Source organism: Bacillus sp. HMA207, from assembly GCF_003402455.1.
GTDB lineage: Bacteria > Bacillota > Bacilli > Bacillales > Bacillaceae_G > Bacillus_A > Bacillus_A cereus.
Window position 1 is genome coordinate 3,770,577 of the sequence record NZ_BEZT01000001.1, and the last position, 22,627, is coordinate 3,793,203.

The window sequence follows — 22,627 nt, forward strand, 5'->3', positions numbered from 1 at the left end:
TTTGAATATAGATAATTAGTGATATTAGATTTTTCTAAGAGGTGTTTGCATGAAAAAAATCATTTTTATTTTAATGGCAGCAACGCTGGCATTAACTGCATTTTTATCTTTAAATATTTTTAAAGAATATAAAACACAACAGTTATTCTATAAAAATACAACTAGTATTACTTTAAATTTTGAAGAAGAGAAAAGTTACACTAAGAATTACATTGAATTTTTACAAATTTTAGCAAAGAAATATAATGTGAATATTTCAAAATACATATACCCGGGAGAAAATGATTTACATATTTTTACAACTGATACTGGTTTAAATAACCATATCAAGTTAAAATCAGGGAAGTTTCCAGAAGTAAATTCAAACAAATTTATAAGTACTTCTGAAATTGAGAGCACAGATCAAATTGGTATTATAAAAAGAATAGATTCGAAAACTAAAATAACTATCCAACCTTTAAGTGCAGATGAAAATTTTGATGGAAGTGGTATGTACTATATCTCGACTCAAGATAAAGAAAAAATAAATGCCATGTTAAAAGAACTAAATGAAAATGTAGCTAAAACAGAAATTTTTGGCGAAAATAAAGCCAATTTTATATATTTACTTGAGAGCAATGGGTTTCAAATATTTTGTATATTTTTGATTGTATTATGCATCTTTGTTGCGATTATTCACTATATCATTCGTAGATTGAAAGATATAGCTATCATGCAAACATTGGGCTATACAAGAAAAAAAATAGTTAGCTTCTTTATCTTTAATTTAGGGAAAATCATGATACTATCAAGTCTTATGATTTATGTATTATTTATTATGTATTGTATATTTACAGATAGTACAGATTTTTATTTTGAATTATCATGTATTTTTTGGATTATAGCAATTACATTGAGTTTTATTTTAATTATACCTATCACAATAATTACGATAGTAGCCTTTACTAGAAATATAAATGTTTCAAAAATAAAAGGTAACAAGCCATATATATTAGTTAGCACATTAAATTTCACTTTAAAATTTCTATTTATAGTCGTAATGTTATTGTCCACGTATCATTGGAAAATCCTATCGAATGAACTCAATCAAAAGATAGATAATTTATCTAATTGGTCAAAAACTAAACATATTTATAAAACTCAAGTTACTTTCGCTAAGGGCGACGATTTAGGTGCGGAAGAAAAAATTAGCAAAAAAATGAAAGACCTTTACTTGGATATGGAAAAACAACATGGTGGCTTTCTAATTAGTACGTCAAATTATGACAAAATAGATGGAAAGTATATCTATGATTTAAATAATGAAAATGGGGATCCGAAGTTAGAACCTTCTGGAAATAGTGTTACTATAAATTCAAACTATTTATCTTATAATCCTATTAAATCAGTTAAAAAAACAATCAAAGAGCAAATTATTCATGATTCGAATACTATGAATATATTAGTGCCTGAAAAATTAAAGGAATATGAGAAGGAAATATATAAGAATTATAGAAAACATTTTTATTTCCAAAAAGTTGAAGTTGATAACATTTATAATGAGGAACTAGGAAGAGAGAAAAATAATACTAAAGAACAAGAGTTAAATATAAATATTATATATGTAAAAAATAATCAAGATTATTTTACTTATGATTCAACTATAAAAGCGGAAGATAAAAATCTCATTAGAGATCCTATTGCAATTATTGATACAGGTATCTTCAATCAATCCTTTTATTTGTCATATGTTGCATCTGAATTTTATTTTAAAACTAATAGTGAGCAACCATACGATAGTATAAGGGCTACTATTACTAAAAATGAGGCTCAATCAACTATACAAAATATCACCTCAGTATATGATCGTTTAGCGTTTGAAATTCAAAACCTAAAAACAGAAAAAGAAAATTTATTGATCGCAATGATCATATTAATCGTCTCGAATTTTCTAATAACTTATAACACTATTTCTAGTTACTATGAAAAAAACAAGTTCAATTTGTATATTAAACAGTTATTTGGATTTAGCGCTATAAAGCGCAATAAAATTATGATTACTTTATTGTTATTAGTAAATATTATACCTATTATATCTGTATCTATATATGTTATTGATACTTATGTGATTTCTATAGGTATTTTGATCCTAATCTTAGAAATTTTAATAAGCTATTTCTTTGATAAGAAATTAAGCAATCAAACATTCAATGCTATCATAAAAGGAGAACATTAGTAATGATTGAATTAGTGAATATAAATAAGAAATTTGGTAATAAAGTTGTATTAAAAGACTTCTCATTGAAGATTGAAGATACAGACTTCATCGCAATCGTTGGGGAAAGTGGAAAAGGAAAAACGACGTTATTAAATATTATTGGTTTATTAGAACAAAGCGACTCTGGAGATATAATTATAGAAGAACAAATGAATCCAAACAAAAAGCAAACCTTACTATTGCAACGTGAAAAATTAGCTTATCTATTTCAAAATTACGCTTTAATGGAAAACGAAACGGTAGAGAAAAATTTATTAATAGCCCTAGAATATCAAAAAAATATCGATAAAAGAAAAATAATAAAAGAAGCTTTACAAAAAGTGAATTTGCCTAATTATGAGAAGAAAAAAATTTTTGAGCTTAGTGGTGGAGAACAACAAAGAATCGCTTTAGCAAGAATACTTATTAAAAAATGCGACTACATTTTAGCTGATGAGCCAACTGGTAATTTAGATAACAATAATCGAGATTTAGTGTTTAATATATTAAAAGACCTTAATGAAGATGGAAAAACGATAATATTTGTTACACATGATATGGAATTGGCCTCTAGAGCAAAAAAAATTATAACAATTTAGCGTAGGTTAAAAAGAAACTATTTTTACCCCTACCATTAAAATAGTATGAGACTGATATTAATGCATCATTTGCAAAACGAAAGGACGATTCTTATGTATTTATAGAATCGTCTCTTCGTTACTATACGTATCCTTATTAAAGTCATTAAAATGGGGCCTGTTGCAAAAAATCGAGAAGCTGATATTGTTGTATGAAATATTGTATAAAAGAAGCTTATAACGATTTAATAGTGATGAATTATTAAATCAGTTGAAATCTGTTCGTAAAAAAGTAAGGTATGTAGAAAACAGCGCTAGTAATTGGGCTAGGATTAATCCCACTCTGTTCTTAATTTAAGGAATTCCAAAACGTTCTAACTTCAATGGAAGACCGCCTGCACCACAAGCTTAATTGTTCTGCAAAGAAAGTCATACTACTTGTATGGCTTTTTCTTTATTTTAGTTACTTAAGCCCTACATTTTTATCTGATTTGCTTCTGCTGGTGTAGAAGAGGGAAAAGATATAGAAGCATAAAGTGAAACTTTAATCAGCCCTCACCAATTGGGCTTTTACGGGCAGCCCGCCCCCCCACCTAATTTCTTTGCTTCCGCTGAATTTTGAAATGGGGATCTTACCGCCCGTTAATGCGGGATAAAAGAAAACCGCCTGAAATGATATGTACTTGAATAGTAGTACATAAAAAAATACAAATAACAATAAATTAAATATCGTTAAAACAAAAAGGAGATGTCCCAGGCATGGTACTAGGACATCTCCTTTACTTATCTAAATTTCTAAACTCTATACAGCACTATCATTTAAACAATTATTAAATATATCTTCTAACTAAAACATCGTATTATCATTAGCTACTTCACTTGGAATCTCTTGAATTACATCCCAGTGTTCGACAATCTTTCCATCCTTGATACGAAATATATCCACTATAGCAACTCCCTTATCTTGAGAATTAGTACGAGAGTGTACATGAAGAGCAACTGTATCCCCTTCAGCTACTACACGTTTAATCTCTGCAGAGGAATTAGGATTTTTAACAAAATCCTCCTTAAAGAAATCCATGAAGGCTTTTCGTCCATCAGCAACAAAAGGATTATGTTGCTTATAATCTTCGCTAACATATTTAGGGATAATATCGATATTATGTTTGTTAAAAACTTCATTATAGAAATCAACTACCATCTTTTTATTCTTTTCATTTTCTTTTACTTCTTTTGATACAGAAGCGACATTTTCACTCTTTATTGAGTTCCCTTTGTTATTACCGTTGGAAGCTTGATATACCAAAGTCGAAACTACTCCTAAAATAAATACAGAAATAATTGTTATGATTAAACTTTTCTCTAATTTCATATATACCTACCTCTTCTACTTAAATAAGTTTTCTTCTATAAAAAGTTTGAAGAAGGAGAAACCTTCCCCAAAATGTAATATCAGGGGTAATGTTAGGAATTTCATTTATCCTAACCTCCCCCTATACAAGGCATATTAGAAACGATTAATTCTAACTTAATACCTCATTAACAGTTGCACTGTCCACAATTTGAATAAACTTCTTAACCTTATCGTTCTCATCAAACTTATAAAGGTGACAAAAATCTGCTACAAATGACTTCCCTGTAGCTTTATATGTTCCACTATATTTTCCATAAACGATAACAGTATTGTTATTAAAAGCATAAATTTCATCTTTAGCGCTATAGTCATCCCATTCTGTGCCAAGACGTTCATGTACGTTTTGAACGCATCCAATTTCCCTTCGCCAGTTAACACATACGTTTCATGTAATAGTTTTTGATATTTATTCATATCATTAACCCCAAGGCATTTCTTTTGTTACAACTTTTGCACTTAATTCTAATACACCTTTATTTGCATAGCCTGGATATGCTGCTTCAAGTTTTGCCACAAAATCTTTTGAAGTTCCACTTTCCTCAGAAGCTTGAACCGCCGTTCTTAGATAATCCATTGTCGCAGTAAGTGCTTGATTATTTAGGGATTTTTCGATTGATCCATGGCTAGGCACAATTATGTCAGCATGTAATGCTTGTAATACTTTCAAGTTCTCAATCCATGCCTCCATATCCGCTTTTGAGCTAGTATCCGCTAAGAATACATGTATTTCGTTAAATACATCGATACCACCAATTAATACTTTTAGTTCTTTATTAAATAGGCTAGTTCTGTAATGATCTAAGCCTACTAGTTCAAATGTTAACCCCTGAAAATCAATCGCTTTTTCTTTAAATACTTGAGGTAATACCACGTTACTTGGTGCATTTTCTCCAAGGACGTCTTTCCAAACTTTTAATTTCCCTAAGACAGAATGAACGATATGTTCAACAGTAGACTCTGTTGCATACGCTATAGCTTCTGGGTAAAAGGCTTTAATGCTCTCTAATCCAAAGTAGTAGTCTGGATCCCCATGAATAATAAAGATTTTATCTAGAGATAAGTTGTTTTTTTTCAAATACTCTACAATTTCTTTCGAATCAGACTGCGTAAATTTTGAGTTTATTAAAAATGCATGTCCTGCTTTCTCAACTAATGTTGCTGTGACCATAAAGCTTTTTTCGTCCGAACTAAACACCGTTAATTTCACATCTTTTTGATTTGTATCGATTGTTTTAAACATAGTATGTTATTCTCCTTTTGTTAAAGTTATTAACTAATCATCATATTTTTATCTTGTTCCGATAAAGTGAAACTTTAATCAGTGGGGGTTTTGTTCATCCCCCACTGATTATTAGTTGAACCAATCGGACTTTTACGGACAGTTGATCCCCCACCTAACTTCTTTGCTTCCACTGAATTTTGAGGTGGGGGTCTTACTGCCCGTTAAAGCGGGATAAAATCTCCCACTCCCATTTATCTGAAAGTGTAATAGTACTAGCAAATATTCCGGAGATGAATGTCAGATGGCCTAAGATAACATGTTTGCTACTATATCCTAAATTTTCTTAATATAAATTTTTAAAACGCGCTTCAATTTTATCCGGTGTCATTACGCCACCACCAATAGGAATAATTTGATTATCCTTTTGTAAAAGTAATGAAGGATAGCTATTAACATCAAGCTGTCGAACTTTATTGAAATCATTTTGGACATCTATTATTGTTTCTTGAGCGTTTAAACGTTCCAATACTTGTTCAGGGTCCAAACCATGCTCGATTGCAATTTTGCGATATGTTTCAGGATCACTCAGACTTTGGCCCTCATAATAAAACGCTTTTTGCATAACCGAAGTGAATTCTAATAAACGGTCTGGCGCTAATGAGCGTAAAGCTGAAAAGCCAATTGCAGCATCTTTCGAATTCATTTTAAAAGTCCCTTCCTCCACCAATTTTTGATATGAAGGACCAAATTCAGCACCTGTAAGTTGATTAATTCTTTTATTTCCTTCTTCTATATATGAGAAGTTTTTCATTGGTAAATTATCTAAAAATAACCCTCCACATAAAACCGTTAATGGTACTTCAGTGTGGTTTTTGTAAAATCCTTTAATACTTTCTGAAAAACCATAGCACCATCCACAATATGCATCCCATACGTAAATAAGATTATCTTGTTTCGTCTCCATTTAAATCTCCTACCTTTTTTTTATTATCCAGCTCAACTAAATTTTTGGTTTATATAGGTACATCTTTTTATACCTTGTTCTTTTTTAGATACCTTACTATATTTCCCCAAAACTAATATTTCCAAAGAAAGATCCACCAAGGTTTTTAACAAAAGATAACATTGCACCTTATTGCCCCGTAACAGAAAATACTAAAGCTTGGAATATGCATTGATTTGAATGTGTTAGTAACTTTCTACACCGGGTGGCAACGTATGGACCACCATCCTTAATTAAATATATAAATCATATTTTTAGCAGATATTAGTTGTAACTAAATTAATTACATCTTTATGTAACCATTTTAGTTACAACTAATATAGAAGTCAATTCTTTTTTTCGAAAACATTAAATTTCTACATTATAACGAAATTCTGTGTTAACTTGTAAAAAAAAAGAGGAGCCATCTCCTCTTCATAAATAAACACTATTTAATTTGTTCCTTATACTCATGGTTAACAACTACATACCACTTTCCTGTATCAAATTTTTCTTTATTAATCACGTAAACTTTACTTTCTCTCATTACCTCCCCTGGTTTTAATCCCTTAGTAATAGTAGATGTCTCGCCTTTTTCAACCGCATAACTACTAGCTGCCAACACATCACTTTGGTAAGCATTATCATTTTCATCCACTAAATCCACTGATGGTAAAACGGCTAATTTCATCGGTTCGTTTGTGATATTTTTCCCTTCTGCTTCTACAACAATAAAGACATGTCCATCTTCAGGTTTTTGGAATCCTATACTCTCTTTACCAACCTTATCTCTTTCTACAACTCTTTTTACAGTTACATCAAATTTAGGTGTATGAAAATCCTTGTTTACAGCATACTCTTTTTCTTTTATTTTTGATTTCTCTTTTGTTTGTTCTGTATTTTTCTGCTTTGTATTCTCTTTCGTTTTCGCCTCATCAGTTGTTTCCACTTTCTTTTCTTCTTGTTTAGAATTGGTTTCTTTAGATTCTGAAGAAGTTTTGTCGGATGTATTGCCGCAACCAGATAAATTGAATACTAAAGCGCCACCTAAAATACATGTAGTAAATTTTTTCAACATCTCTTTTATCCCCCAATAACACGATATGTAAATTCCTTACTTATCATAGCAAAAAACAAGATCTTAAATTGTTGCATCTTGTCGAATGATTAAGAATAATCAAGTTACTCCACATCTTCTTTTATTATAAAGGTAAATATAACGTCTATAAAACCTGCTATAATAGGTTTTTACACCCTTAGCATACAATTTTTTACTTTCGGTAATGTGCCCCCCATTTGAAGGATAATTGAAATATTAAGACCAACTGATAGAGGTGTTTGCGTGGAATTATTTGAGTATTATAAAAAAAGGGGGAAGTTGAAGTGTTTAATTGGAACTGGGCTTTTTCTTTATGGATTAATTGGTATGTATAATACTTGGGGTAATATTAATTGGGGACCAGTAATCTTAATTATTATAGCTTCTCTTGTATTTTTTAGTATTGGATTTTGGCAATTAAGAAAAGGAAATTTACTAGAAAAAAATATAGTTAAAAATGATTTAACATTTTGGGATATTGGTACTTATGTTTTGTTAGAATTACCCAGCAATAATAAACATTTAGGTTTATATACTCCTGATGGAAGATATGTAGCAGGAACAAAGATGATTTCTTCAACATTACCTATTGTAAAAAACAAAAAAGTTTTTGGATTAGAAGCAAGTGATGGAGAAATTCTTGCATATTTTCATAGTGAAGTTGAAAATTATGATTGGGCTATTTATGATTCGAATTATAATTGTGTAGGTATGTTTAAAGAAAATATGATACAAGGATTTGGAATGGTACGTGGTTCTTTGATGAATGAAAAAGAGATAAAAATTTCTGAGATAGAAGTGGAATTTGATTTTTTCGAAACGTCTTTTCGTACAATGGATGATCGTATATTAATAAACTGCAAGAGGGGATATATGCCTTTAGAATGGGGTGAAAGATTTGGCTTAAATGTACCGATTATTAAATTAGGTAATAATATTTCTAATGCTGAAAAAATATTTGGTTTAGGTATTCTTCTTTATATTTTAGAAACAATTAAAGTAAGAAAAAGTAGGATTTTTAATGATTAGAATTAATTATTTATATTATGAAATTTATTGAATCTTTTATTAGAGATTACATCGCCGAAAGTGAAATATTGTATATTTTAGAATTACTTTACGTTTACTTTTTAAAATTGATGAGCATCTGTTATGCCAGAACCAACTGGAAATGGAAACGGCAAGCGGGTATACTCCGCTTGCCGTTTTTTCATAGCTTCGTATGTATTTGAATCCCTTTCGCTTTCTCTTCTTCACCCTTCACGCGTACAATTAAATCATATGACCTGGGTTTTGGCGCTTCAAAAGAAATCAAACCTTCTTTTTGAGAAGTGACTTCTTCTTCATAAATGACCTTATCATCTTTTGTGACTTGCAATAAAATCGTACCTTCTTCAACTGCTGCCTCATAAGGAATTTCCACATTTCCTTTTTCAGCTTTAAGCGTTTGTAAATCGTAATACCCCTGCAAAGAAAAAAGCACCAGGTCCCCCCGATGCTTTCCCCCACTCTAAAACAAATGACAAGCCACCTCATGCCCCTTCGCAATCTCAACCATCTTCGGTACTTCCTGTGCGCATTTTTCAGTGGCGAATTTGCAGCGTGTTCTGAATTTGCAGCCGGACGGTGAGTTGAGCGGGCTTGGAACTTCCCCCTCTAGGATGATCCGTTCTTTGCCTGTGTTTGTTGGATCTAGTTCTGGCATGGATGAGAGTAGTGCTTGTGTGTATGGATGTGCCGGTTTTGTGTATAAGTCTTCGCTGTCGGCAATTTCTACTATGTTTCCTAAGTACATGACTCCGATGCGGTCTGATATGTGTCTTACCATAGATAGGTCATGTGCGATGAATAAATATGTGACTTCTGTTTCTTCTTGGATGTCTTGCAGCATATTTACGACTTGTGCTTGGACTGAGACATCGAGTGCTGAGATCGGTTCGTCACATAGGATAAAGTCTGGTTTTACAGATAGTGCGCGCGCGATGCTAATGCGCTGGCGCTGGCCCCCGCTAAATTCGTGCGGGTAGCGATATAAATGTTCTTCTTTTAAGCCTACCTTTTTGAGCAGGTCTAATATGATTTCTTTTTGTTCTTCTTTTTCGTAAGAGCCGTGAATGTTCATTGGCTCGCTAATAATTTGGAATACGTTCATTGCTGGGTTTAATGATGCGTATGGATCTTGGAAAATGATTTGCATTCGTTTTCGATATTCTTTTAGTTCACTTTCCTTTAAACTTGCGATGTCTTTTCCGTCGAATAAAACGTTACCTGAAGTGACATCGTGTAAACGAATGATGCTTCTTCCCGTCGTTGACTTTCCGCAGCCAGATTCTCCTACTAATCCGAATGTTTCACCCTTTTTAATTGTGAAGCTTAAATCATCGACTGCTTTTAATTGCTCTGTTTTTCTGCCGAATAGTCCTTTTTTAATAGGAAAATACTTTTTTAAGTTCCGAACTTCAATTAAGTTTTCTTCATGCATGAAAATCACCTACCGCCCTATCGTTTAGCCAGCACATGGAACGTCTTTCGTTTCCGATTTCAAAATATGGTGGACGTTCTTTTTCACAAATGTCCATCGCATGCGGGCAACGCTCTGCGAACGGGCAACCTTGTGGTGGGTTTAATAAGTTTGGCGTTACACCTTGAATGGGAGAAAGTCTTTCTTTTACGCCGTTTGCGATTTTTGGCAGAGAGTTTAATAACCCTTTCGTATATGGATGATTCGGCGATTGGAAAATATCAAGTACAGGTCCTTCTTCCATAATAAGTCCGCCATACATAACGATAACGCGTGTACAGTTTTGTGCGACTATTCCTAAGTCATGCGTAATAAGAAGTAACGCCATGTTCGTTTCGTTTTTTAAGTTTTTCATTAAATCTAGTATTTGTGCTTGTATCGTTACATCAAGTGCTGTCGTCGGTTCGTCCGCAATGAGAAGGTCAGGGTTACAAGACATCGCCATTGCGATCATAACTCGCTGCTTCATACCTCCGCTTAGTTCATGCGGATATTGTTTCACCCTTTCTTCTGGTGAAGAAAGACCGACTTGTTTTAACAAGTTGACCGCGATTTGCTCTGCTTCTTTCTTTTTCACTTTTTGATGACGTATAATTACTTCCATCATTTGTTTCCCAATTTTCACGACCGGATTTAGCGCTGACATTGGGTCTTGAGAGATAAGTGAAATTTGATTTCCTCTAATAGAACGCAATTCTTTTTCAGATTTAGAAAGTATGTTTTCATTATGAAAAAGGATTTCCCCTTCTTTCACTTTTCCTGGTGACGTAACGAGAGACATAACGGACTTCGCCATTACACTCTTTCCGCTTCCAGATTCCCCAACGATACCAACTACTTCTCCTTTATTTAAGCGAAATGTAACGCCGCGAACCGCTTCAACTTCGCCACTTTCTATGAAAAAAGAAGTCTTTAAATTTTTCACTTCTAGTAGTTTTTCAGACACGCTTCTCACTCCCTTCACTTAACACTTTAGTTTTCATGTCCGGCTCCTTTTGGTGCGAAAGCTTTCTTCAATGCTTCACCAATTACGTTAAAACTAAGTACCGTTAAAAGGATAAGGAATCCTGGGAAGAGTGTTAAATACCAAGCTTCACCAATATATCCTTGCGCATTGTTTAGCATGCTGCCCCAAGAAGAATCTGGTTCTCTAATACCTAAACCTAAAAAACTAAGTGATGATTCCATTAAAATCGATGTCGCAATTGTTAATGTCGCAGCGATAATAATGGTTGATAAGATGTTAGGAATGATATGTCTTACAATAATCATAAGTGATTTTTGTCCTGATACTTTTGCGTATAAAACGTACTCACGCTCTTTTACAGATAACGTTTCTGCCCTTACAATACGAGCGGTGTCCATCCATGTTAGTAATCCAATAATAAGAACTAACGTCGTAATCCCTGGTTTTAAATAAGCATTTAATAACAGCATTAAGAAGAATGATGGGATTGACATAAGTACTTCCACAATTCGCATTAAGAAGTTGTCTAACTTTCCGCCAAAATATCCGCTAATTGTTCCGACTGCGGTTCCGATTGTAATGGAAACAACCATCGCAAGGAAACCGACCGCAAGTGAAACTCTTCCGCCATATAATGCCCTCGTTAAGTAATCCCTTCCGTAATCATCCGTGCCGAAAGGATGACTCATACTTGGTTCTTGTAAGCGATCTGGAATCGACATTTTGCTAGGATCGTACGGCGATACGAATGCGAATATCGATGCAATTGTTAAAACCGCAAGTATAATAACTCCTATTAGTACAAACTTATTTTTCGTAAAGCTATGTTTTATCGTTTGAAATCTCCTATTATTCATTCCAAATCACCCCCTCATTCGAATGCGCGGATCTACTACGCCATATAAAATATCAGCAATTAAGTTACCGAGAATTAACATGAATGATGATAGTAATGTAATTGCCATGATAATCGGATAATCAAATCTAAAAATAGCATTTACCCCAAGTGAACCAAGACCCGGCCATGAAAATACTGTTTCCGTAATAAATGCTCCGCCTACTAAACTTGGAATCGATAATCCGAAAATTGTAATGATTGGTATTAATACATTTCGAAGTACGTGATTAAATAAAACCGTTTTCTTTGAAGCACCGTACGCATATTGAATTTGTACATATTCTTCTTCTAATTGCTGAATCGTACTTGAACGAATATATCTCATATAAACAGATACGTTTTGGAACGCTAGCACCATACAAGGTAAAATGCCGTGTTGCACAATATCCCAAACAGAATCTTTACCTACGGTGCGCATACCCATACTCGGAAGTAGGTTCAATTTTAAGGAGAATAAGTAAATTAATAGTAAAGCGAACCAAAAGACTGGCATTGAAATTCCCACATAAGAGATAAAGTTCACAATGCGATCAAAGATAGAATTCTTTTTCACACCTGTAAATAGTCCAAGCGGGATTGCGATTACGAATGAGACGAGTAAAGATGATCCCATTAACCCAATTGTTGCGGGTAATCTTTCTGCGATAAGATCTAAAACAGGACGATGATTTTGAAGTGAGTAACCAAAGTTTCCTGTTAAAATATTTTTTAACCATAAAATATACTGCACGTAAATTGGTTGATCTAGTCCTAAACTTTTGCGAATACGCTCCACATCAATTGGACTCATATTTGGCGTTACAAAGTTTCGAACAGGATCCCCCGGCGCTAGCTTTATTAATAGAAAAGAAATAATAGAAATAACAAATAAAAGCGGAATTGCATTTAAAAGCCTCTTCGCAATTACTTTATACACAAACTTCCCCCCTCAAGCTAAAGAAGCTGATTTCCACCAGCTTCTTTACTGTTTCTTATTTCACTTCATAAATCTTAGATAGATCTTCAAACATTGTGACAGGAATTGCTTTTGCTTCTTTTAATCCATCAAACTTTTTATCTACTGCAATAACTGCTTTCGGATATGCGATTGGTAGATAAGGTACGTCTTCTCTAGCTGTTTCTTGAATTTTATGGTATAGCTCTGCACGTTTTGTTTTATCCGTTTCAACTGCAGCTTCTTCCCATAACTTATCGAAATCAGCGTTTTTATATCGTGCATAATTGTATTCAGCATTACTTAAGAATAAGCTCTTATATGAATCTGGCTCAGGTCCCATTATGTAACCACCAAATGTAATGTCATATTCTTTATTCTCTTTATCTAAGCCTTTTTCACTTGCCGCACTAGCATCTAATGCATTTAGTTCAACTTCTAAGCCAACTTCTTTTAATTTTTGTTGTGTATAAAGCGCTAAGCTTTCCATGATTTTATTATTCGTTACATACATCACACGTACTTTTTCTTTATCTTTCACGCCAGCTTTTGCTAATAAATCTTTCGCTTCTTTTTTATCATACTTATAGTCTTTAATATCTTTCGCATAATACATAGCGTCTGGCGTTAAGATTGAATTTGCTGGTTCTGCAAATTCACCCGAAACGAATGCTGAGTTAATCATTTCTTTTTTATCTAACGCATGCGCAATTGCTTGGCGCACTTCTTTTTTCTTCATCAAATCTGTATTCATGTTATAAGATAAGTAGAATAATCTACCTTCAGGGAATGTTACCATTGAGAAGTTCCCAGTGCTATCTAATTTCTTAAAATCTTGTGGCTCAATCATCTTCATGTTGATTTGACCATTTTGCAGTGAAACATTTGCTGTATTACGGTCTTTTACAACGCGATATACGATAGAGTCTAATTTAGCTTTTCCACCTACATAATCATCGAATCGATCTAATGCAACGTACTCATCTGATTTATATTCTTTAAACTTAAACGGACCTGACCCTACAGGTTGTAAGTTTTTCTTACTCTTCGCTAAATCTGCTTCCCCTTCAAATACATGTTTCGGAATTGGGAAGAAATCATTCATCACACCTTCGAAAGATGCGCTTACTTGTGGTAAGACGAATTGAGTTGTTAACTCATCCACTTTTTTCACCTCAAGCGGCTTTCCTTTAAAAATAAAGTTTTCACGGCTTGAACTATTTTGCTTCTCATCTAAAATAGATTGGAATGTAAATGCAATATCGTCTGATGTAATTTTCTTACCGTCATGCCATTTCAAATTATCTTTTAGTTTCAATGTCCACGTTAATTGATCTTCTGAAGGCGTAAAGCTCTCAGCAAGAACAAACTTTTTCTTACCGTCTTCCATATGATATAGCGGCGCATATAAAGCTTGCTGCACAGTTAATGACACACGATCATTCGCATAAAGCGGATTCATCGTATCTGGATTATCGCTAACACCAATCGTTAACGCCCCTCCATCTTTCGGAGTCCCTGATTTACTAGTGCCCGCTTGCTTCGAATCTTTTTCCCCTGAACAAGCAGCTAATGCAATAAATAATAGTAGGACAAATGGTAATACAAACAACTTCTTCTTCATATTTCGACCCCTCTCGACTATTTACACCTATAAGAAAACTCGGAATTAATACCGAGTTTTCTTATAGGTTTTAAATTACCACTACCGGTATGTATTGTCAAACTTTTTCGCAAAGGTAGAAAGTTTGTAATCTATTAATGCATTCTTGCGATAAACTATATTTATGCGGAGGAGAAAATAAAAAGACCACGAATAAGTATCCTCATAAAATGAGTTAAAAAACTAGCAGCTTACAGAAAACCCCTCTAAAATGATTGTTTTATATGATCGAAAATGTAGAATGGGATTAAAGACAAAAAACACATTTAGGCGGTTATCATGACATTTGATGAATTGAAAAAAAGACCACCAAAAGGCAGTCTCAAAACTCAATCTTATTCCCCATCCCTTGCTCCACCGCTTTCTCATACAAATACTTCGCAACGATAATATCTACTACCGCCAAACCAACTGATTTGAAAATAGTAATCTCTTCATCATTTTCGCGTCCAGCTTTTTCTTTGCTTATAATTTGACCAAGTTCAGCGTGAATGGCGTTTGCTTTGAATAGACCTTCTTTTATCGGAACTTGAAGGTCTCCTGTTTCGTCTAGTGCTGCTTCTTTTGATTCGACTACTACTTTGTTTGCGCTTGTGATGGCGTGTGAGGGTAGTTCTTGCATGCTCGGTCTGAATGAGCCGACGGCGTTTATGTGGACGCCTTTTTGTAGTTTTTCTGAGAAGACTGGTGTGGATGCATTCGTAGTTGTGACGATGATGTCTGCTTCACATATCGCTTCATTTGGATCCTTGTAAACGTAAGCTGGTTTGCCTAATTTCTCTTGTATATATTGCGCAAATGCATACGCTTTTTCTTCTGTTCGATTGTATAAAATGACTTTTTCAATAGCTCTTACCGCAAATACAGCTTCAGCAATCCCCTTCGCCTGTTCTCCTGTCCCGATTATGCATAAAGTTTTTGCGTTATGACGAGCTAAATATTTTGTCGCTACTCCTGATAAGGCGCCTGTTCGGATCATCGTTAAGTACGATCCTTCTAAAAGTGCGAGCGGTTCTCCCGTTTGAAAGTCTGATAGCATCACAATCCCGTTTATCGTTTTCTTTCCTACCTGTTTATTTTGCGGGACTACCGTTACTATTTTTACTCCAAGTGCTTCAAGTCCTTCCGCTACTGAAGGCATAATTAATGCCGTATTTTGCTCGTTCGCAAATGGTAATGAGCCTCTTATTGGTGTAATTGTTCTTTCTGCGGAAAATTCTTTTAAAGCAAGCGCCGCGTATTCAATAACTTCATTCATATTTACTAAGTTTCTTTGTTCGTTCGCGCTTATGACTAGCATATCTTTCCACCCCCTCCTCTTATCCTAACAAAAATCCTCGATTCAAATCATCTCTCGGGTCTACAACGAACTGATGAAATCCTGTAATAAAGGCATTCCCCGTTACTTTTGGAACGACAGCTTCATATGTATCTACTGCGGTTACCGACAATACTTCCCCCTCGAATTTCCCGTCAGTAATGCATTCATGGACGAAAATTTCTCCCTTTTGTAAAGCATCTTTTCCAAAAAGAGTTGCGATTCTTGCGGAAGTTCCTGTACCGCAAGGAGAACGATCTACTTGCCCATCAGCAAAAATCGTTACATTTCGTAGCGTAGCACCTTTGTCTTTCGGTTCATCTGAAAAAATAACGCCGTATATTCCTTTTAAACCTTCTTCAAGTGGATGCTTCACTTCCATTTTGCTCTCTATATAATGTTTAATTTTACCGCCCCACGTTTGAATAGCAGGCAAGTCTTTAAAATCAACTTTCAAACCAAATTCTTTACAGTCTACAACAGCGTAAAATGCTCCTCCAAACGCGATATCTACTTGAAATTCATAGTTATCTATTTTAATAGGAACGTCTTTTTTGTATACAAATGAAGGGACATTTTCAAATGATACAGATTCTACTTCACTCCCGTTATATTTTGCATACGCAATGACTTCCCCAGCCGGGCTATCAATAATGAACTTTTGTTTTTCCCCCTTCACTTCAAACATGCCTGTTTCAATTCCAACTGTAATGACAGCAATAATGCCATGACCACACATCGTACTCCATCCTTCATTGTGCATAAATAAAACACCAAAATCAGCGTGGGCACTTGCAGGCGGGGTAATAATACAACCATACATCCCGTGATGCCCCCTCGGTTCATACATAAGAACTTCACGAAGGTAATCCAAATGTTCCATACAGTAGGCGCGTCTTTCCAGCTGCATTTCTCCTTTTATTTCTGGCACACCACCCGTAATAATTCGAAGCGGCTCCCCAGCTACGTGTGCATCAATCGTTGTATATATTTTACTAACCTTCATTTCGATCTCTCCCCTATACGTTGATACTCTTTTCATTGCAAATATCATGCCAACGCATAGGGTATAAATTTGTATGCATTGTTTAGAAAAACATACACTACTGTCTATTTTTTTATACACTGTCCAGAGGCTATGTTATAGGGGCCCCCTTGATACAACCAGTCTTATTATTTTCAATGTAAAGTTACTTCGCCCCCCAACATATACTGTTCAAAAACAAAAAGGAAGTGATCCCATGTATTACGGAACAAAGGGCTGGTACGTAGCTGAACTAAAAAAATTAGGCGTACGCTATCATCAAGGACGAAAATTAGAAAGTTACCGCGGACACGTATTACGCAATTTATTAATCGCACAACAAGAAAAATTAAAAGAACAGTAATATTCTAATGTAACGATATCGACGATTCTCGGAATATATCAGCGATTCAACACAATATATCGGCGATTTGCCATGGAATATCGACTTACCGACAAATTCCGCTAATTCATCTATCTACACCACCAATCAATCACACATCAAACTACACTAAAAAGGTCACCCAAACGGGTGACCTTCCTTTCTTATTCACAAACAAGAATTTGTCTAGTAAATGATCCTTTTCTTGTAATACAGCGATCCTTAATTTCAAATCCTGCTTCATGGATCATGTCGTCCATTGTTTCCATCGTGACAACGACTACCTTTTTAGCGATGCGGCGTGCACTTGAAAGAATGGAGAGCTGGTCTTCTGGTGTGGCATGCGTAAATAGGTCGTACGGCATATCGATAATGGCAACGTCGTAGTTCTCAGTAATTTCCTCGATTGGTCCTTTTGTTACTGTTCCTTCAAATCCGAAATGTGCGATATTTTTTCTTGTTCCAAGAACTACAAGTGGATTTATATCTCTACCAACGATGTTAATCCCCATAGAAAGTGCTTCTACTACTACTGTTCCAATACCGCAGCACGGGTCAATTGCTCGTACTCCCTCTGGATTTGGTACAGCGATATTTGCAACCGATCTCGCAACACGTGTGCTAAGTGATGTCGAATAACTATGCGGTTTTTTTATGTGATGATACCAAACTGGTTCGCTTTCTACATAGTGCCCGAAGTACCAGCGTCCTCCAAGAGGAACAATCCCGAATACACGCTCTGGATTACGAACATCCGCTTCTCCTTCAATATGCATGCCAAGGTCTCGTTCAATAAGACGTCTTTCTCCATATTCAATTTTATTTTCTCCAACGAGGTCATTGATTTTAACGAAGATAACTTTAAACGACGCCCCCGCTAAATCAATTTGTTCCACTTGTTTTAAAATGCTTTCTAAGTCGTCCCCTTCATACATAACCTCAACGCGCTCTTTCATAAACGCACTTCTACTCGGGTCAATTTTTACATCACTTTTTAAAATATTAACGTGCGACTCCATTCCAAAGAACGAGCGCATTTCCAAGTAACATAAAGCACGCTCCTCCTCACGAAATGCATACGTATATATACAGGCAGGTGTTTTACTATGATTATTCAATCTATTATCATCCTCTATCGTTTAAAATTGTTATGATTACAATTACTCAAATACTTTTTTGTATATAAAATTAAATGATATCATATGCCGGAAATAAAGAGAAACGTTAATAAATAAAAGAGACTGCCAATGGCAATCTCTTATTATTTATTAACGGAAAGAAGACACGTTGTTACCCATTTCTTCATAGTAATCTAAAATACCTTGATAAATAGCTTCCGCTGCATTTTGTCTTTGCGCTGGTGTAGCTATTTTATCTGCATCACTTTTATTATCTACAAATGCTAATTCTGCTAATACAGCTGGCATTGTATTTTCTCTAATTACGTATAAATCGCCTTTTTTCACACCACGATCTTTTGTTCCCAGTGCATCTACAAGACGCTCTTGAATTTTTTCTGCTAATAAACGACTTTCTGATACGTTAGGATTTGTTCCTCTTGCTGTCGCTGATTCATAGTAGAATGTTTCTGTACCTTGTCCATTTTTCTCTTCCGTGCCATTACCATGAATACTTACAAAAATATCCCCATTATTTTTTTGAGCAAATTCTACACGTTTCTTTAAAGAATCAGAAGCACTTGTTCCTGGACGTGTATCATCTGTACGAGTGAATAACACAGTAAATGGTGTCTTTTTCTCAAATATTTTCTGTAATCGTAATGATACATCTAATACAGTTTCACTTTCTTTCTCATAATAACCTGGATTACCTGAATCTGCTCCACCATGACCTGGATCAATAATAATCGCTTTTCCTTCTAAGAAATTCCCTTGCTTCACTGGATTTAATTGATTTTTATTAACCCATTGGAAACCAGCGCCCATGCGGATACGAATCCAGCTGCCGTTCTCTTCAATAACAGTTACTTGCTGTGCGTTATGTGTTCCCATTACTTTTGACGAAGAAGAAGCTTCTGCATAAGTAGTGAATCCTTCATTAATAACTTCCGTTTTCTCTACTAAAGGTGTCCATTTATCACCGTTACTTGTTGCAATTTTGATCCATCCATCTCGTTCTTCTTTAATTTCTACCGTTTGTGGATTATGCTGATTCGCACTAATCCCAGAACTTAATGATGGTGCGTGATATGTAATGAATTTTCTATCTATGTACATTTTCTTTGTTTCTACTGGACGATCACTATTCTTGCTAAATTTATCTGTTTGCGCAGTAAGCTGAGCTGCTTGTTCACGCGTAATAGAATCATTCGGTTTCCAGCCATTCTCTGTACCTAAAGAAAGTTTTAATTCTACTAAAATATTAACTTCTTCTTTACCCCAATGATTCTCTAAATCAGCGAATTTTGTAGGAACTGGTCCTGTTACTTTGCTTTTCAGATTATATGCTCTTACAAGCATAGCTGCCATTTCAGCACGAGTTACTTTTCCTTCAGGATCAAATACTCCTGGTTCTCGCCCTTTAATAATATTCTCTTTTTCCATGGCTGCAATAAATGAAGCTGCCCAATTATTTTTTGCATCATTATAAGACGGCTTTGCATTCGGATCTACTTTAGCACCAATTGCTGTTGCGATAATCTTTGCTGCTTGGGCACGTGTTAAATTTCCGTATGGCATAAAGTTACCATCTGGCATACCGTTAATTACATTTCTCTCTACTAAATAATAAATTGCGTCTTTCGACCACGCACTATCTGAAACATCAGGAAATTTCTTCGTTTCTGCTAAACTACTAATTGGATGTGCTAGTAAATTTGCTGCTAATAAACCTGCGGCTATTGCTTTGTACTTCATGAAAAATAAATCTCCTCTCAAAACTTCATATTCATACAATTTTTTTATTCAAGCTAACTAAAAAATATTAACTATTAATTAATTCCTTTCATAGTGTATAACATTATATATCTATAGTAAATACGTTTCCGGCCGTATAACAAAAATCGCATATATATAACTTATAATGAATGTATATAAAAAACTTTAATCAGCCCTCACCAATCGGGCTTTTACAGGCAGCCCGGTCCCCATCTAACTTTTTTGCTTTCGCTGAATTTTGAGGTAGGGGTCTTACTACTCGGCAAATAGCGGGATAAAAAAGCGATTAGAACATGTCTCCTAATCGCTTTGCCAAATAAAAAGCTGATTAAAAATAATATCTTTAATCAGCTCTCTATTATCTATGAAATTATTCTTCAATTAAATTAGACATTACATATGCATACACTAATGCTTCTGTATGCGCAATAGAACTTTCATGTGTACGTTCAAATGCGTGAGAAGAATCAATACCCGCTCCAATTAAAGCATGTTTCACATCAAATCCCGCGCGAATCGCAGCTGATGCATCAGATCCGTAGTATGGATAAATATCTACTTTATATTCAATATGATTCGTTTTCGCAAGCTCTACTAAATGTTTACGCAGTGCGTAATGATACGGGCCGCTAGAGTCTTTTGCACAAATAGATACTGTATATTCATCAGATGCTTGTCCATCACCTAACGCTCCCATATCAACTGCTAAGTATTCAACAGTTTCTTCAGGAATGTTAGAATTACCACCGTATCCAATCTCTTCATTATTAGAAATTAAGAAATGCGTCGTATATGGTAATGTTACGTTTTCATCTTGTAATCTTTTAATTAATTTTAATAAAATCGCAACACTTACTTTGTCATCTAAATGACGGGATTTTATGTATCCACTCTCTGTAATTTGAACACGCGGATCAAATGAAACGAAGTCTCCTACTTCAATTCCTAATTCGCGTACTTCATCAGCTGAAAATACGCGCTCATCAATACGAACTTCAATATTTTTCTCATCGCGTTTTGCTTCACCTGCATCTTTATATACATGTACAGATGTTTGATGCATTAAAATCGTTCCTGTATATGTCTTGCCACTTGATGTTTCAATTTCGCAATATTCTCCTTCTACAGAGTTCCAGCGAAATCCACCAATCATAGAAAGACTCAGGCGACCGTCAGGCTTAATTTCTTTCACCATCGCACCTAACGTATCAACGTGTGCCGTTAATAAGCGGTGCTGCGCATCATTCTTCCCTTTTACCGTTAAAATAAGAGCTCCCTTATTATTACGTTTCGTTTCTACGTTCCACTCACTGACATAGTTTTCAATGAAATTAATAATTTTTGCTGTATTTCCAGATGGACTCGGAATAGAGACAAGCTCCTTAATCAGTTCCATCGTTTCTTTCGTATGGTGTGCCATTGTCGTTTCCTCCTCATTTTCTCTACTATTCAGTATACAAAATTCGCCAGAAAACCTCTACTTATATAGCTAAATTTTCTAAATTGTAGTAAAATTCTTTTTAGTATACAAAAGGAGTCCTGAAATATGAATATATCAAAAAAATATATACACATTGCACTCATTTGGTTTTTAGCATCATTATTTTGTTTACAAATCTCTTATGCCATTCATACTACTACTTCTATTACAATCGGCTGGATATTAACAGCTATCTTCTTCATTATTAGCTTCATTGCAACAAGAAAGCATAGCGTTACTCAGTAACGCTATGCTTTTCCTATAAAACTATTCTTCTGAAACATCTAATAAATAAATACCTCTTTCAAATCCACCGCGCTCTATCTCTTTTTGCTTACGAAGGCGTTCCACATCTTCAATCGATGCACCTTCTGCACGTGCTAATGAAATGATAACCTCTAGCGCATCTGCAAGAGAATCTAGTGCATGTTCGCGTTCTTTCATAGAAGCAAATTCACGAATTTCTTCCGTTCCAATTTTCGCTAAAGCTTGTATGTAGGCTTGACCTGTTAATTTTTGTGCTGTATATGTTTTTCCAGACATTAAAATCTTCTCTGGAACACGATCTCTGACTAACTTGTTATATGCTGACATCATTCATCCTCCTATATTTAATAACATCCGAGCTCTGCTTTATAGAAAAACCATTTTTTCTTCACGCATGCACTTAACATATCAATTCCTGATCCATGTGCTCTTACATGTGGAAAGAAATAGTGCTCTAAGTCTTCGTCCTTACCATATAGAGTTTGATACTCATCTGGAATCGCTTCTTTTTTCACATCTTTTTCTTTCGTCACCCCGTCAGAAAATGCAACACTTGGATGTCCCTCAAAAAATAACGCAGTCCGAACTGCCAAAGATGGTGTACTATGCAAAGCAGAATATGTAAGCAAAATAATAGTGATAACACCAATTATTCTCTTCATGTATTACTCCTAAAAAAAAGTGCTAACACAATTATACTAAAATGTGTTAGCACTTTCTCCCCTTTATCCCGAATTAACGAGCT

Annotated in this window: 21 protein-coding genes and 2 pseudogenes; 5 read left to right on the plus strand and 18 right to left on the minus strand. The window is 34.7% G+C overall.

Features of this window, described 5'->3' with window-relative positions:
* Positions 1-49: 49 nt before the first annotated feature.
* Positions 50-2,215: a DUF1430 domain-containing protein gene (locus tag HMAS_RS19525; RefSeq protein WP_016117281.1), complete on the plus strand. Its 2,166-nt coding sequence runs from the start codon at positions 50-52 to the stop codon at positions 2,213-2,215.
* Positions 2,216-2,217: 2 nt separating this feature from the next.
* A complete protein-coding gene (locus HMAS_RS19530) occupies positions 2,218-2,835 on the plus strand; it encodes a putative bacteriocin export ABC transporter (protein ID WP_000571715.1) in 618 nt (205 codons plus the stop codon).
* An 826-nt stretch (positions 2,836-3,661) separates the two neighbouring features.
* Here the strand turns inward: HMAS_RS19530 and HMAS_RS19535 are convergent.
* From HMAS_RS19535 to HMAS_RS19555, 5 genes and pseudogenes are all read right to left on the minus strand, one after another.
* A complete protein-coding gene (locus tag HMAS_RS19535) occupies positions 3,662-4,186 on the minus strand; it encodes a nuclear transport factor 2 family protein (RefSeq protein ID WP_025709972.1) in 525 nt (174 codons plus the stop codon).
* Positions 4,187-4,337: 151 nt separating this feature from the next.
* Positions 4,338-4,642: pseudogene (locus tag HMAS_RS19540) on the minus strand (nuclear transport factor 2 family protein).
* A gap of 4 nt (positions 4,643-4,646) precedes the next feature.
* Complete coding sequence (locus HMAS_RS19545) at positions 4,647-5,468, minus strand: hypothetical protein (protein ID WP_000477267.1); 822 nt, start codon at positions 5,466-5,468, stop codon at positions 4,647-4,649.
* Positions 5,469-5,793: 325 nt separating this feature from the next.
* Entirely contained in the window at positions 5,794-6,414 is a 621-nt protein-coding gene (locus HMAS_RS19550) for a DsbA family protein (protein ID WP_116344979.1), read from the minus strand.
* Between the two features lie 466 nt (positions 6,415-6,880).
* The gene (locus tag HMAS_RS19555; protein WP_000913400.1) at positions 6,881-7,510 is read right to left on the minus strand and encodes a hypothetical protein; all 630 of its coding nucleotides are present in this window, start codon (positions 7,508-7,510) and stop codon (positions 6,881-6,883) included.
* Between the two features lie 264 nt (positions 7,511-7,774).
* Between HMAS_RS19555 and HMAS_RS19560 the strand changes: the two genes are divergently transcribed.
* Positions 7,775-8,560 (plus strand): ABC transporter ATP-binding protein, encoded by a 786-nt coding sequence (locus HMAS_RS19560; RefSeq protein WP_116344980.1) that lies wholly within the window; start codon positions 7,775-7,777, stop codon positions 8,558-8,560.
* A 181-nt stretch (positions 8,561-8,741) separates the two neighbouring features.
* On the opposite strand, the pseudogene HMAS_RS19565 reads toward HMAS_RS19560, so the two are convergent.
* The 8 genes and pseudogenes from HMAS_RS19565 to HMAS_RS19600 form a co-directional block, all read right to left on the minus strand.
* Positions 8,742-9,017: pseudogene (locus HMAS_RS19565) on the minus strand (hypothetical protein); the annotation flags it as partial.
* Between the two features lie 24 nt (positions 9,018-9,041).
* On the minus strand, positions 9,042-10,013 hold the full coding sequence (locus HMAS_RS19570) for an ABC transporter ATP-binding protein (RefSeq protein WP_000544121.1): 972 nt from the start codon (positions 10,011-10,013) through the stop codon (positions 9,042-9,044).
* Complete coding sequence (locus HMAS_RS19575; RefSeq protein ID WP_001291151.1) at positions 10,006-10,998, minus strand: ABC transporter ATP-binding protein; 993 nt, start codon at positions 10,996-10,998, stop codon at positions 10,006-10,008. Before HMAS_RS19575 ends, HMAS_RS19570 begins: the two co-directional genes overlap by 8 nt.
* 26 nt (positions 10,999-11,024) lie before the next feature.
* The gene (locus tag HMAS_RS19580) at positions 11,025-11,876 is read right to left on the minus strand and encodes an ABC transporter permease (protein WP_001065292.1); all 852 of its coding nucleotides are present in this window, start codon (positions 11,874-11,876) and stop codon (positions 11,025-11,027) included.
* A gap of 6 nt (positions 11,877-11,882) precedes the next feature.
* Entirely contained in the window at positions 11,883-12,833 is a 951-nt protein-coding gene (locus HMAS_RS19585; protein WP_000278789.1) for an ABC transporter permease, read from the minus strand.
* 55 nt (positions 12,834-12,888) lie between these two features.
* Positions 12,889-14,475: an ABC transporter substrate-binding protein gene (locus HMAS_RS19590; RefSeq protein ID WP_046392390.1), complete on the minus strand. Its 1,587-nt coding sequence runs from the start codon at positions 14,473-14,475 to the stop codon at positions 12,889-12,891.
* 361 nt (positions 14,476-14,836) lie between these two features.
* Positions 14,837-15,814 carry an ornithine cyclodeaminase family protein gene (locus tag HMAS_RS19595; RefSeq protein ID WP_025709967.1) on the minus strand — a complete coding sequence of 326 codons (978 nt, stop codon included), beginning with the start codon at positions 15,812-15,814 and terminating at the stop codon, positions 14,837-14,839.
* A gap of 19 nt (positions 15,815-15,833) precedes the next feature.
* A complete protein-coding gene (locus HMAS_RS19600; RefSeq protein ID WP_025709966.1) occupies positions 15,834-16,838 on the minus strand; it encodes a proline racemase family protein in 1,005 nt (334 codons plus the stop codon).
* Positions 16,839-16,944: 106 nt separating this feature from the next.
* On the opposite strand from HMAS_RS19600, the gene HMAS_RS19605 reads away from it, so the two are divergent.
* Positions 16,945-17,220 carry a YflJ family protein gene (locus HMAS_RS19605; protein ID WP_116344996.1) on the plus strand — a complete coding sequence of 92 codons (276 nt, stop codon included), beginning with the start codon at positions 16,945-16,947 and terminating at the stop codon, positions 17,218-17,220.
* A gap of 182 nt (positions 17,221-17,402) precedes the next feature.
* On the opposite strand, the gene HMAS_RS19610 is transcribed toward HMAS_RS19605, so the two are convergent.
* The 3 genes from HMAS_RS19610 to HMAS_RS19620 all read right to left on the minus strand — a co-directional run bounded on the left by HMAS_RS19610 (position 17,403) and on the right by HMAS_RS19620 (position 21,555).
* Complete coding sequence (locus tag HMAS_RS19610) at positions 17,403-18,356, minus strand: TRM11 family SAM-dependent methyltransferase (RefSeq protein ID WP_025709965.1); 954 nt, start codon at positions 18,354-18,356, stop codon at positions 17,403-17,405.
* 150 nt (positions 18,357-18,506) lie between these two features.
* The gene (locus HMAS_RS19615) at positions 18,507-20,114 is read right to left on the minus strand and encodes an N-acetylmuramoyl-L-alanine amidase (protein ID WP_000875328.1); all 1,608 of its coding nucleotides are present in this window, start codon (positions 20,112-20,114) and stop codon (positions 18,507-18,509) included.
* 391 nt (positions 20,115-20,505) lie between these two features.
* Positions 20,506-21,555 carry a M42 family metallopeptidase gene (locus HMAS_RS19620; protein ID WP_000930085.1) on the minus strand — a complete coding sequence of 350 codons (1,050 nt, stop codon included), beginning with the start codon at positions 21,553-21,555 and terminating at the stop codon, positions 20,506-20,508.
* Between the two features lie 126 nt (positions 21,556-21,681).
* Between HMAS_RS19620 and HMAS_RS19625 the strand changes: the two genes are divergently transcribed.
* Complete coding sequence (locus HMAS_RS19625; RefSeq protein WP_001027085.1) at positions 21,682-21,861, plus strand: hypothetical protein; 180 nt, start codon at positions 21,682-21,684, stop codon at positions 21,859-21,861.
* Between the two features lie 21 nt (positions 21,862-21,882).
* Here HMAS_RS19625 and HMAS_RS19630 read toward each other — a convergent pair whose 3' ends face one another.
* On the minus strand, positions 21,883-22,209 hold the full coding sequence (locus tag HMAS_RS19630; protein WP_001277350.1) for a nucleoside triphosphate pyrophosphohydrolase: 327 nt from the start codon (positions 22,207-22,209) through the stop codon (positions 21,883-21,885).
* Between the two features lie 17 nt (positions 22,210-22,226).
* Positions 22,227-22,544, minus strand: coding sequence for a hypothetical protein (locus HMAS_RS19635; RefSeq protein WP_116344981.1), 318 nt, complete (start codon positions 22,542-22,544; stop codon positions 22,227-22,229).
* Positions 22,545-22,627 lie beyond the last annotated feature (83 nt).